13 protein-coding genes are annotated in these 12,556 nt (G+C 63.1%); 3 read left to right on the forward strand and 10 right to left on the reverse strand.

Annotation, left to right across the window (positions count from 1 at the left end; genetic code table 11):
* Positions 1–19: 19 nt before the first annotated feature.
* Together AC0L3D_RS03380 and AC0L3D_RS03385 are read right to left on the reverse strand one after the other, a co-directional pair.
* On the reverse strand, positions 20–1,006 hold the full coding sequence (locus AC0L3D_RS03380; protein ID WP_091592606.1) for a Gfo/Idh/MocA family protein: 987 nt from the start codon (positions 1,004–1,006) through the stop codon (positions 20–22).
* A 205-nt stretch (positions 1,007–1,211) separates the two neighbouring features.
* The gene (locus AC0L3D_RS03385) at positions 1,212–2,132 is read right to left on the reverse strand and encodes a LysR family transcriptional regulator (protein WP_023796877.1); all 921 of its coding nucleotides are present in this window, start codon (positions 2,130–2,132) and stop codon (positions 1,212–1,214) included.
* Between the two features lie 96 nt (positions 2,133–2,228).
* Between AC0L3D_RS03385 and AC0L3D_RS03390 the strand changes: the two genes are divergently transcribed.
* The gene (locus AC0L3D_RS03390; protein WP_473643128.1) at positions 2,229–3,224 is read left to right on the forward strand and encodes an aldo/keto reductase; all 996 of its coding nucleotides are present in this window, start codon (positions 2,229–2,231) and stop codon (positions 3,222–3,224) included.
* A 312-nt stretch (positions 3,225–3,536) separates the two neighbouring features.
* Here AC0L3D_RS03390 and pheT read toward each other — a convergent pair whose 3' ends face one another.
* The 8 genes from pheT to infC all read right to left on the reverse strand — a co-directional run bounded on the left by pheT (position 3,537) and on the right by infC (position 10,403).
* Positions 3,537–5,945, reverse strand: a complete 2,409-nt coding sequence (gene pheT / locus AC0L3D_RS03395; RefSeq protein ID WP_473643129.1) for a phenylalanine--tRNA ligase subunit beta — start codon at positions 5,943–5,945, stop codon at positions 3,537–3,539.
* Entirely contained in the window at positions 5,942–6,364 is a 423-nt protein-coding gene (locus AC0L3D_RS03400; protein WP_027152017.1) for a GFA family protein, read from the reverse strand. The genes pheT and AC0L3D_RS03400 overlap by 4 nt, the downstream gene beginning before the upstream one ends.
* A complete protein-coding gene (gene pheS, locus AC0L3D_RS03405) occupies positions 6,361–7,446 on the reverse strand; it encodes a phenylalanine--tRNA ligase subunit alpha (RefSeq protein WP_287226637.1) in 1,086 nt (361 codons plus the stop codon). The genes AC0L3D_RS03400 and pheS overlap by 4 nt, the downstream gene beginning before the upstream one ends.
* Before the next feature lie 95 nt (positions 7,447–7,541).
* Entirely contained in the window at positions 7,542–7,943 is a 402-nt protein-coding gene (gene rplT, locus AC0L3D_RS03410; RefSeq protein WP_023796882.1) for a 50S ribosomal protein L20, read from the reverse strand.
* A gap of 37 nt (positions 7,944–7,980) precedes the next feature.
* Positions 7,981–8,184, reverse strand: a complete 204-nt coding sequence (gene rpmI / locus AC0L3D_RS03415; RefSeq protein WP_006201248.1) for a 50S ribosomal protein L35 — start codon at positions 8,182–8,184, stop codon at positions 7,981–7,983.
* 190 nt (positions 8,185–8,374) lie between these two features.
* Positions 8,375–9,031 carry a methyltransferase family protein gene (locus AC0L3D_RS03420; RefSeq protein ID WP_287171451.1) on the reverse strand — a complete coding sequence of 219 codons (657 nt, stop codon included), beginning with the start codon at positions 9,029–9,031 and terminating at the stop codon, positions 8,375–8,377.
* A 51-nt stretch (positions 9,032–9,082) separates the two neighbouring features.
* Positions 9,083–9,727, reverse strand: a complete 645-nt coding sequence (locus AC0L3D_RS03425; RefSeq protein WP_473643131.1) for a methyltransferase family protein — start codon at positions 9,725–9,727, stop codon at positions 9,083–9,085.
* Positions 9,728–9,866: 139 nt separating this feature from the next.
* Positions 9,867–10,403, reverse strand: coding sequence for a translation initiation factor IF-3 (infC, locus tag AC0L3D_RS03430; protein WP_077374810.1), 537 nt, complete (start codon positions 10,401–10,403; stop codon positions 9,867–9,869).
* A gap of 211 nt (positions 10,404–10,614) precedes the next feature.
* Between infC and AC0L3D_RS03435 the strand changes: the two genes are divergently transcribed.
* Positions 10,615–11,391, forward strand: a complete 777-nt coding sequence (locus AC0L3D_RS03435; RefSeq protein ID WP_128170369.1) for an alpha/beta hydrolase — start codon at positions 10,615–10,617, stop codon at positions 11,389–11,391.
* A gap of 3 nt (positions 11,392–11,394) precedes the next feature.
* Complete coding sequence (locus AC0L3D_RS03440; protein WP_473643133.1) at positions 11,395–12,537, forward strand: benzoate/H(+) symporter BenE family transporter; 1,143 nt, start codon at positions 11,395–11,397, stop codon at positions 12,535–12,537.
* The last annotated feature ends 19 nt before the right edge of the window (positions 12,538–12,556 follow it).

Genomic DNA, 12,556 nt, shown 5'->3' on the forward strand with positions numbered 1-12,556 from the left:
CCTCCCCGGCTGACGATTGTCAGACCGTCTCCCAGCCTTCCTTCTCGCCGGCGCGGAAGATGGCGTCGATGACCTTCTGGTTGAGCACGGACTCTTCCAGCGTGAAGACGCGGTCGGTGCCGCCCTGTGCCGCCCGCGCGAAGGCCTCGACCTCCAGCCGGTATTGCTGCATGCCGGGGAAGCGGAACACTTGCGCCTCGCTGTGGTTCTGGTTGTGCAGCTCGATGCGATGGTGGTCGTAGATGCCGGCGTTGAACGGCGAAAGCACCTCGATGAAGCCCTTCTCGCCGTGGAACACCATCACCTGCCGCGCCGCCATCTGCGTCGACAGATAGAACGACAATTCGAAGTCGCCGAAATCGGCGCGGATCGAGGAGTAGATGTCGGTGCCGAATGTCTTGTCGCGCTCGATCGTCGCCTGGACGCGCAGCGGCTCCTTGCCCGTCGAAAAGCGCGTCGACACCGTCGGGTAGACGCCAATGTCGGGCAGCGCGCCGCCACCGAGGTCGAGCTGGTTGCGCATGTTCTTGGGATCGACATTGTAGTAGGAGAACGCGCCCTGGACATGGCGCAGCCGGCCGATGGCGCCGTTGGCGATCAGCTCGCGCACCTTGACCCATTGCGGGTGGTAGACGACCATGAAGGCTTCGCAGACCAGCACGTTTTTGGCGTCGCGCAGCTTGATCAGCGGCGGAATGTCCCTGGCGTCGAGCGCCAGCGGCTTTTCGACCAGAACATGCTTGCCGGCCTCGATCGCCTTGGCGGTCCATTCGACATGCTGGGCGGTCGGCAGCGGGATGTAGACGCCGTCGACATCCCTGGATGCGAGCAGCTCGTCATAGGAGCCGAAGGCATGGGGGGCGCCGAACCGATCGGCCAGGGCACGGGCTTTCGACAGGTCGCGGCTGGCGATCGCCGACAGCACGCCGTTCTCCGCCTCGACCATTGCAGGCAAAAGATGCTCGCGGCCGATCTTGGCCGTCGACAAAACACCCCATCGGAACATCAGGCTTCTCCCTCTTCAAATTGCAGGCGTGGAGGTTTGCCTGAAATCGGCAAAAAAGCCAATGCGAAGCATGGCAGCGAGCAAGCCGATCGTCTGCGGCTTGTTCGGATGCCGGCGCTGCCCTCCGCAGAGCTTGGGTTCCTCGTCTCCGCAAAGGGGGAGGAAACCAGGTCCTGCAAAGGCTATCCCCTTCTACCTGTATGTGTCATGTCGAAGCCGACGACGCTCCTACAAGCCGGCTTTCTATCTTGAAGAAATCGACAAAGGCTCGCAGCGCCGGCCGCATCTGGCGGCGGCTCGGGTAGTAGGCGAAGAAACCGTCGAAGGGCGGGCACCAGTCTTCCAGCACGCGAATGAGCCGGCCGGTGGCCAACGCCTCGCGGACATAGTCCTCGAACAGGAAGGCAAGCCCAGCGCCGTCGGCCGCCGCATTGGCGATCAGATGGTCCTCGTCGAGGATCAGCGGCCCTTGCACCGCCAGTTCGATCTCCTCGCCGTCCTTCTCGAATTCCCAGCGGTAGAGGATGCCGCTGGAGAAACGGAAGCGGATGCAACGGTGACCGACGAGATCGTGTGGATGGCGCGGCCTGGGCATGGTCGCGAAATAGGATGGCGCGCCGACGACGGCGCCGCGAAGGTTTGGACCGATGCGCACAGCGATCATGTCGCGTTGCAGGCTCTCGCCGAGCCGGACGCCGGCGTCGAAGCCGCCTTCGACCACATCGGTGAAGCGGTCTTCGATGACGATCTCCAGCACGATGTCGGGATAGGCCGATGCAAAGGCACCGAGCCGCGGCGTCAGCGCCAGGTGGGCGGCGGTGCGCGGCACGGTCAGCCGGAGATTGCCAGCCGGCCGGTCGCGCGCCTCGACCGCCGATTCCAGCGCCAGATCGATTTCCGACAGCGCCGGCCTCAGCCGCTCGAGCAGCTGCGCGCCTTCCTCGGTCGGGGCGACGCTGCGCGTGCTGCGCGCCAGGAGCCGCACGCCAAGACGCGCCTCCAGGCTGGAAACCGCATGGCTGACTGCGGAGGGCGCTATGCCAAGCTCCTTGGCCGCACCGCGAAAGCTGCCGCACTGGGCGACGGTTGCCAGCACCGCAAGTTGGGAGAGATGCGTTCGGTTCATTGATCTATCTTTTAGAACAGCCCGTGCGAGTAAGAGCCGATTATAGAACGCGGTGCAAGGCGCTATCTCTGTCGCATCACAACAAGGAGACGCGTGATGCAAACCCGCAAGCTTGGAAACGAACTTGACGTCTATCCGGTCGGCCTCGGCTGCATGGGGATGAGCTTCGGCTATGGCGGCCAGCCGGAGGTGGACGCGATCGCCACACTGCGCCGCGCCGTCGATATCGGCGTCAATTTCTTCGACACGGCCGAGGTCTATGGCCCGTACGAGAATGAGATCCTGCTCGGCAAGGCGCTGAAGCCGGTGCGTGACCAAGTGACGATCGCGACGAAATTCGGTTTCAAAATCCTTGAAGAAGGCAATGGCGTCGAGCGCATGGCGGGTGTCGACAGCCGCCCCGAACACGTCAAGGCGGTGGCCGAAGCGTCATTGAAGCGGCTGGGCACCGAGGTGATCGACCTGTACTACCAGCATCGCGTCGATCCCAATGTGCCGATCGAGGATACGGTCGGCGCCATGGCCGAGCTGGTGCGCGAGGGCAAGGTGCGCGCGCTCGGCCTGTCGGAGGCGAGCGCGGTGACCATTCGCCGGGCGCATGCGGTGCATCGGATATCAGCCGTGCAGAGCGAATATTCGCTGTGGAGCCGCGATCCGGAGGAAGAGGTGTTCGCCGTCTGCCGCGAACTCGGCATCGGCTTTGTCCCCTACAGCCCGCTCGGCCGCGGCCTGCTGACCGGAACGATCGCCAAGCCAGAGGTGCTCGGTGCCGATGACTGGCGGCGTGGACTACCGCGCTTCCAGGCCGACGCCATGGCCGCCAATGCGGCCGTTGTCGCCACGCTGGAGACAATGGCGGCGGACAAGGGCGTGACGCCGGCGCAGCTGGCGCTCGCCTGGGTGCTGCATCAGGGCGATTTCATCGTGCCGATCCCCGGTGCGCGAAAAATCCGCCATCTCGAGCAGAATGCGGCAGCAGCACAGATTGCGCTGAGCCAGGCGGAGGTGGCGGCCATTGGCGACGCCCTGTCGCCGGAGAAGGTCGTCGGCAAGCGCTACACCGAAGAAATGCTGGCGCTGGTCAATGGATGAACGGTGATCTACGGAGTAATCGAAACGGGGCGTTTCGATGCGCCTTTTTCGAGCCCCGCGCAACAATTGCGAGACGTGGGCGCGAGACACCCCCCTCTGTCCTGCCGGACATCTCCCCCTCAAGTGGGGAGATTGGATCTCTCCCACTTTCGCCAACTGCTAACGCCGTAAGATGGCGGGACGGCGAAACAGCCATTCTCACCCCTGTCGGAGGAGATGTCCGACAGGACAGAGAGGGCGCTGTCCCGCCAACTTCTGCGGAGAATACTCGGCTCACCACGGCACGACAGTGATCGCCATGTGCTCGCAGCGTCAGGCTCTGAGCACGCCACCGGTCTGCTTATGCACATTCTCGACGATGCGCTTGGCCAGCGCCTCGAAATCCTCGTCGGTCAGCGTCCTTTCGACCGGCTGGATCGACACTTCAATGGCGATGGATTTCTTGGCTGCGCCGAGTGACGCCCCTTCGAAAACATCGAAGACCGAGACGTTGGTGATCAGCTTCCTGTCGGCGGCAAGGGCTGCGCGGGTCAGCGTGCCGGCTTCGACCGCCTTGTCGACAACGAAGGCGAAATCGCGCTTGACCGCCTGGAAGGCGGACAGTTCCAGTCTCGGTTTTGTCCGCGTCGGCTTGGCCTTCGGCTCGGGCACGGCATCGAGGAAAACCTCGAAGCCGCAGAGCGGCCCGGAGACGTCGAGTTCCTCCAGCGTCTTCGGGTGGAACTCGCCGAACGTGCCCAAAATGACCTTCGGCCCGAGCTTGATCGTGCCGGAGCGGCCGGGATGATACCAGGCTGGGCCGCCGGCCTCGATCTGCAGCCGCTCGACCGGCGCACCGCAGGCTTCAAGTGCTGCGATCGCGTCGGCCTTGGCGTCGAACACGCCGACCGGATCGGCATTGCCGGCCCAGTGGCGGCTGGAGCCTTCGAGCTTGGCCGTGCCGCGCCGCACGCCGGCGGCGACGCGCCGCTGCTGGTCGGCCGCGTCACCCTCGTAGGTGCCGGACACTTCGAACAGCGCTACATCGCCGATGCCCTTGTCGGCATTGCGCTGCGCGGCGGCGATCAGGCCTGGCAGCAGCGACGGCCGCATGTCGGACATGTCGGCAGCGATCGGATTGGCGAGCCTGAGTGCGGTCTGGCCGCCGCCGAACAGTTCGGCATGTTTTGCCGGAATGAACGACCAGGTGACCGCCTCCATCATGCCGCGCACCGCCAGCGCCCGCTTGGCGGCGCGGGTGCGGACCTGCAGGACAGTCAGGATCTTGGCGTTGACGGCATCATGCGCGCCGAGCGGCTGCGGGGCGATGTTGTCGACGCCATGGATGCGCATGACCTCCTCGACCAGGTCGGCCTTGCCGTCGACATCCGGCCGCCAGGACGGCACCGCCACATCGACGACATCGCCCGCGCCGTCCGGCTTGAAGCCGAGGCGCGAAAGAATGGCGAGGCTCTCCTCCATGGGCACCTCTGTGCCGGTCAGCCGCCTCACTTCCGACAGCGGGAAGGAAACGATCTTCGGCGCGTGACCGGCATAGCCGAGGACTTCGGTTTCTGTCGGCGTCCCGCCGCAGAAGTCCAGCACCAGCTTGGTCGCCAGTTCCACGCCGGGCACCATGAATTCCGGGTCGACGCCGCGCTCGAACCGGTAGCGCGCATCGCTGATGATGCCGAGCGTGCGGCCGGTGCGGGCCGTGGTGATCGGATCCCACAGCGCCGATTCGATCAGCACGTCGGTGGTGTTCTCGTCGCAGCCGGAATGTTCGCCGCCCATGATGCCGGCGATCGATTCGACGCCGTCCTGGTCTGCTATCACGCACATGTCAGGCGTCAGCGTGTATTCGCGGCCGTCAAGCGCCAGCACCTTTTCACCGTCACGCGCCCGGCGCACGGTAAGATTGCCGGCGACCTTGTTCGCGTCGAACACATGCAGCGGCCGGCCGCGATCGAAGGTGACGAAATTTGTGATATCGACCAGCGCGCTGATCGGCCGAAGTCCAATGGCGATCAGCCGCTGCTGCAGCCATTTCGGCGACGGACCGTTGTTCACGCCTTTCACCAATCTCAGGGCGAAGCCGGGGCAGAGCTCCGGGGCTTCGATCGTCACCTTCACCGGGCACATGCCGCTGCCGGCATGCGGCATGATCGCGCCGCCGACGAGGCGGCCGAGCCCGCTCGCCGCCAGATCGCGGGCAATGCCGTAGACGCTGGTCGCGTCCGGACGGTTCGGCGTCAAATTGATCTCTATGACCGGATCGTCGAGATGCGCATAGGCGGCGAAGCTGGTGCCGACCGGCGCATCGGCCGGCAGATCGATGATGCCGTCATGCTCTTCGGAAAGCTCAAGCTCGCGCTCGGAGCACATCATGCCGTGGCTTTCGACGCCCCTGATCTTGCCGACCGTCAGCGTCACGTCGATGCCCGGAATATAGGTGCCGGGTGCTGCAAAGGCGCCTATCAGGCCCACGCGGGCGTTCGGCGCTCCACACACAACCTGCACGGGTGCCTTGCCGTCGCCGGTATCGACCGTCAGCACGCGCAACCGATCGGCATCGGGGTGCTGCACCGCCGCCAGCACCTTGGCGATGACGAAGGGTTTTAGGCTCGATCTGTCGTCGACATGCTCGACTTCGAGGCCGATCGAGGTCAGCCGCTCGACGATCTCGTTGAGCGAGGCGTCGGTCTCGAGGTGGTCCTTGAGCCAGGAGAGGGTGAATTTCATGACTGTGTTCCGTCTGGTCTGGGCACGCTAGTCTTCAGATGTCTCGGCAAGTCATCCGGCATGTGCACGAAGGGAAGCTGCTCGCGCACATGGGCGTGGTGCGTCGGCTTGAAATAGGCCGGCATGTCCATGGCGCCGAGCATGAAGTAGATGTGGTCGGCCAGCCGCTCATCGACATAGGCGATCGGCGAGCCGCAGATGCCGCAAAAGGAGCGCGTCACCGGCCCGTTCTCGAACATCTTCAGCGCCTTACCCGTGAAGGCGACCTGCTCGGTGATGAAGCCGACGAAGGCCGATACCGGCGCGCCGCTGGCCCGCCGGCAATCGCCGCAATGGCAATAGCTGACATGGTGCGGTTCGGCCGAAGCCTCGAACCGCACGGCGCCGCAGCGGCAGCCGCCGGTGTGGGCCGCTGTCATGTGCTCAAGCCTGCGAACAGCGTCGGCATGTCGAGCGGCCGGAAGCCGTAATGCGACAGCCAGCGCACATCGGCGTCGAAGAAGGCGCGCAGGTCCGGCATGCCGTATTTCAGCATGGCGATGCGATCGATGCCCATGCCCCAGGCAAAGCCCTGATATTCGTCGGGATCGAGCCCGCCATATCTCAGCACATTGGGGTGGACCATGCCGCAGCCGAGGATTTCCATCCAGTCGGAGCCTTCGCCAAAGCGCACCTCGCCCGGCCGGGAACGGTCGCACTGGATGTCGACCTCCATGCTGGGTTCGGTGAACGGGAAGAAGCTCGGCCGGAAGCGCATCTTGACCTGGCGTACCTCAAAGAAGGCCTTGCAGAACTCCTCCAGCACCCATTTCATGTTGGCGACGTTGGCTGATCTGTCGATCACCAGCCCTTCGACCTGATGGAACATCGGCGAGTGCGTGGCATCGGAATCCTGGCGGTAGGTTTTTCCGGGAATGACGATTCGGATCGGCGGCTTCTGCACCTCCATGGTGCGGATCTGCACCGGCGAGGTGTGGGTGCGCAAAAGCTTGCGCTCGCCCTTCTCGTCCGGCTGGAAAAAGAAGGTGTCATGCATCTCGCGCGCCGGATGGCCTTCCGGGAAGTTCAGCGCGGTGAAATTGTAGTAATCGGTCTCGATATCGGGACCTTCGGCGATGGCAAAGCCGAGGTCGCCGAAGATCGCGGCAATCTCGTCGCTGACCTGGCTGATCGGATGGATGCGGCCGCGCTCGGCCGGCGATTGCCGCACCGGCAGTGTGACGTCGACCTTTTCCGCCGCGAGCCGTGCCGCGATCGCTGCGTCCTTGAGTTCGGCGCGGCGCACGGTAAGCGCCTCGGTGATGCGGTTCTTGAGACCGTTGATCGCCGGGCCTTTTATCTGGCGCTCTTCTGCGCTCATCGAGCCGAGCGTCTTCAGCATTTCGGAGACCGAGCCCTTCTTGCCGAGCGCTGAAACACGCACGGCTTCGATCGCCTGCTCGTCGGCGGCCGACGAAATGTCGCTCATCAGGGAATTTTCGAGAGTTTCCATGTCACTCATGTTTCAGACTCGATTGAAGGCAAAGAAAAACCCGCGCCAGCCCTGCCAGCGCGGGTTTCCCAAATCAAGTGTCGATGTGCTTGGGAAGGCGCTGGTTAGGCTACAGCGCTTTCAAAAGCGTTCGGCGTGGTGTTCTTGAGGTACTCGAGCGCGACCTTGGCCTTGGCCACAAGGGCGGCAAATGCCTGCGGCTCGTGGATGGCCATGTCCGACAGGACCTTGCGATCGATCTCGATGCCGGCCTTGTTGAGACCGTCGATGAACCGGCCATAGGTCAGGCCATGCTCGTGGGTCGCGGCATTGATGCGCTGGATCCACAGAGCGCGGAACGAACGCTTACGGTTCTTGCGGTCGCGGTAGGCATACTGCAGCGACTTTTCCACCGCCTGCTTGGCGATGCGAATGGTGTTCTTGCGGCGGCCGTAGAAACCCTTGGCGGCTTTCAGGACCTTTTTGTGCTTGGCGTGCGAGGTGACGCCTCTTTTTACGCGTGCCATGTCATGATCTCCTTAAAACTTGTCCAGACCGAATGCCTTAGAGGCCGTTCGGCAGAAAATTCTTGATGACCTTCTTGCCATCCGGTTCAGCCAGAACCATCGTGCCGCGGGCATTTCGAATGAACTTGTTGGAACGCTTGATCATGCCGTGACGCTTGCCGGCCGCAGCCGACAGGACTTTTCCCGTACCTGTGATCTTGAACCGCTTCTTGGCGGCTGACTTGGTCTTCATCTTGGGCATTTTGCTACTCCGTTTATGTGCGCATCATCGCGCTTTTTGTTCGCTTCAGGCCGACCAAAGCCCGAAAAGCAAATGAAACCGCCACGGCATGCCCTGCCGGGCGGTTTTTGGGAACGGCGGTGCTATACGTCAAAGCGGGCCGGCGTGCAACACCTCGTGCCGACACACCCTTTGCCGACACACAATGGGCCTATGGGAAACGGAACAGCACCGGCAGTATGCCCGATTGCTGGGCGGCGTCGATCGATTCGAAAAACGGCATGGCAACGAGGAACACCAGTCCGTCCAGCAGCGTCGTCCGCAGCAGGCGCGGCTTGAAGCTGCCGGTGTTGCCTTCCTGATACAGCGAAAGCTTCGGGAAGAAGCGCGGCACTCGCGCCATATAGGCCTGGAATGGCGTTCCGAAGGCCTCCTTCAGGAACGTCTCTTCGCGCAGGATGACGACATGAAAGGCGGCGGCGCAAATCACCGCGAAGCCGATCGCCGCAGTGATCGAGCCCATCTGCGCGCCGACGCCGGCGGCAGCTATCGAGGAGAAGACATAGAGCGGATTGCGGGTGATCGAATAGGGTCCGCCGGTAACCACCTCGGAGGATTTGCGTCCGCCGATATAGAGCGTCGACCACAAGCGCCCGACAATGCCAAGAAAGATCAGCAGGACGCCGACCATTTCGATCGTTTCGTGCGGCACGCTTTCGGGAGGAAAAGCAGACTGGCCAAACAGCAGCGCTGCGAACATGACGACCACGAGGGCGGCAAGCACCATCCTGCGCGCGTGCTGATACCTGCCCAGCGCACGCCTGGCCTGCGCTTGTTCGGCCTGCGCCGATTTAACTTCATTGAGCATGTCGGGAATCCAATCGTCGAGGAACTTGCCGGCGATCGCGGCATCCGCAGTTCAATACAGCCAGAAGAGGACGGGAATTACACCGCTTTCCTGTCCGGACTCGATGAGTTCGAAAAACGGTACGGAAGCCACGAACATCAAGCCGTCGCGCAGCGTGTGATTAAAAATGCGCGGTGTGAAGGTGACCTCGGCCTGATCGCGATAAATCCGGGGATTGGGAAAAAACCGCGGCACCCGTGCGATGTAGTCCTTGTACGGCGCCCCGAGCACGGTCGTCAAATGCCGTTCCTCGCGCAGCGTGACGATGTAGAACGCGGCCGCGCACAAAACCGCCGACGCCACCGAGACGATCACGCTGCCGGTCTGGGCGCCGATGCCGGCGGCCCCAATGGTGGAGAAAAAATACAGCGGGTTGCGCATCACCGAATATGGGCCGGTAGCAACCAGTTCGGCCGACTTGCGGCCGCCGATATAGAGGATCGACCAGAGCCGGCCGCCGATCCCGATCAGTATCAGGGCGATGCCGTACTGCCCCTCTATGCGTTCGTGGCCTAGTTCATCGTGCGTGGAGCCGCCGAAGATCAGCAAAGCGCAAAAAGCACCGATCAGCAGCGCCAGCAGGACGCGCCGGCGCCGCTGATAGCGGCCCATTTCGTCGAACGATCTTTCAATCGGAGAACGTGCCGCAGCGGCCATAGACAATCCTTTCGCCGCGAGGACCGGCAACCGGAATCCTTGTCGATGCAACTTGCGGAGAAATCATGGCGAAGACAAAAACAAACAAAAGGCCGCCGAAGCGGCCTTTGCTTTGACGGGACCGCTTTAGCGGAATCGCTTAGCGGGGCGCCAGCACCATCATCATCTGGCGGCCTTCGAGCTTCGGTTCAGCTTCGACTTTGGCGATCGGTGCAACTTCCTCGCGAACCTTGTTCAGAAGCTGCATGCCGAGTTCCATATGCGCCATCTCGCGGCCGCGAAAGCGCAATGTCAGCTTGACCTTGTCACCTTCCTCGAAAAACCGCCGGACCGCTTTCATCTTGGTCTCGTAGTCATGGCTATCGATGTTCGGGCGCATCTTGATCTCTTTGATCTCGATGACCTTCTGGTTCTTGCGCGCCTCGGCCGCCTTCTTCTGGTTGGCGTATTTCAGCTTGCCGAGATCGAGAATTTTTACGACGGGCGGCACTGCGTTGGGCGATATCTCGACCAGATCGAGCCCAGCCTCTTCGGCGAGCAGCAATGCGTCGTTGATGGAGACATCGCCATGGTTGTGGCCTTCGGCGTCGATAAGCTGGACCCGGGGAACCCGGATGTCACGGTTGGAGCGCGGGCCCTCCTTGGTGGGCGCCGTTGCTTTGAAAGGTCTGCGAATGGTCGTGGTCTCCTTGAGCCGTTTCGTTCGGGGTTTTCAATTCAGAATTGCGAACGCGCCAATGTGGTGAGCGCGCGGCCGGAGTCAATAGCACAGCGCTCACAGGAAATCACCTGTTCCCTGAGTTCTGCCTGCACCAAACGAAGAAAGTTGCCGAGCACTTTTCGTTGAACCGTCCGCTGTGTCAAAAGACCTGCGTGAGGAGTGAGCCATGACCGCACCGGTTTTTCTCGACGTCGACGGAACCAGCATCGCTGTCAGGCGCGCTGCGGGTGCCGAGCCAGGCATTGTCTGGCTCGGCGGCTACAAGTCGGACATGCTGGGCACCAAGGCCGAGAAGCTGGCGGAATGGGCGAGCGGGCAAGGCCGGGCTTTCCTGCGTCACGACTATTCCGGTCACGGCGAATCGGGCGGCGCCTTTGCGGACGGCACCGTCTCGAACTGGCTTTCGCAAAGTCTCGCCGTCTTCAATCATTTCACGCAAGGCAGGCAAATCCTGGTCGGCTCCTCGATGGGCGCATGGATCGCGCTGCGCATGGTCCAGGAATTGCGCCAGGAATTGCACACGCCAGGCGAGAACCGCATCGCCGGTCTGGTGCTTCTAGCGCCGGCGCCGGATTTCACCGCCGAGTTGGTCGAGCCGGCGCTGACCAAAGCGCAGAAGCGCGATCTTGCCAAAAAAGGTTTTTTCGAGGAGCCGTCGGACTATTCGGCCGAGCCTTACATCTACACCCGAGCGCTGATCGAGGACGGCCGCAACAACCGGGTGCTGACCGGGCCGATCGACACCCACTGCCCCGTCCACATATTGCAAGGGCTGGCCGATGCCGACGTGCCGCCGAGCCATGCGCTGAAACTGGTCGGCCTGCTGCCGGCCGACGACGTCACGCTGTCGCTGATCCCCGACGGCGACCATCGCCTGTCGCGGCCTCAGGATCTCGACATGCTGGTGCGGGCGGTCAATGCCATCGTGCGGCAGGCAGGCTAGGACATGCGCATTTCCATTCCGGTATCCGCCTTCGTTGCAGCGATTGTCGGCTTCGGCGGCACGTTGGCCATCGTCATCGCCGCCGCCAAGGCAGTCGGCGCGACGCAAGTCGAAACCGCGAGCTGGGTGACGGCGATCTGCCTCGCGATGGCGATCGAGAGCCTGTGGCTGTCGTGGCGCACCAGGATGCCGGTCATCGCCGCATGGTCGACGCCGGGGGTGGCGCTGATCGCGGCATCGAGCGGCTTTTCGATCAACGAGGCCGTCGGCGCCTTCATCGTCACCGGGATTTTGCTGATTGCCACCGGCCTGTTCAGGCCCTTGACCAAGCTGATCGCCAGGATACCGGCCTCGGTCGCGTCGGGGATGCTCGCCGGCATCGTCGTCACCTTCGCCATCAATGCGGTGAAGGCGATTCCCGTCGACCCGTGGCTGATCCTGCCGCTGATCGCCGCCTTCTTTGTCATCCGCCTGCTCAATCCGGCGCTCTCGGTGCTGGCGGTGCTGATCGGCGGCGGCGCTGCCGCGTTCCTCACCGGCCGGGTCGGTGGTCTGCCGACCCCGGAACTTTCGACATTGACGCTGATTGCGCCGCAGTTCACCGTCACGGCGATCATCGGCCTGGCGCTGCCGCTTTATCTCGTCACCATGGCCTCGCAGAACCTGTCCGGCCTCGCCGTGCTGAGGGCGGCGGGCTACCACCCGGAACCCGGCCCGCTGATCGGCGTCACCGGCCTGCTTTCGCTGCTGTCGGCACCATTCGGGGCCTCGACCACCAACCTGGCGGCGATCTCGGCGGCGATCTGCACCGGCCCCGACGTGCATCCCGATCCGGGCGAGCGCTGGAAGACCGGTCCCTTCTACGCGCTTGCCTACCTCGTCTTCGCCATTTTCGGCGCCTCGCTGGTGGCGATCTTCGCCGTGCTGCCGCAGAGCCTGATCGTGCTTGTCGCCGGACTGGCGCTGATGGCGCCGCTCGCCAACGCGCTGTCGATCGCCTTGAAGGAAGACGGCGAACGCATGGCCGCTACCGTCACCTTTGCCGTCACCGCCTCGGGGCTGACGCTATTCGGCGTCGGTGCGGCGTTCTGGGGCCTGATTGCGGGCCTGGTCGTCCTTTTCCTTGAAACGCTCAAAAAGCGATAATCATTTCAAACGCTTGTCC

This window comes from Mesorhizobium sp. WSM4837 (assembly GCF_055811435.1).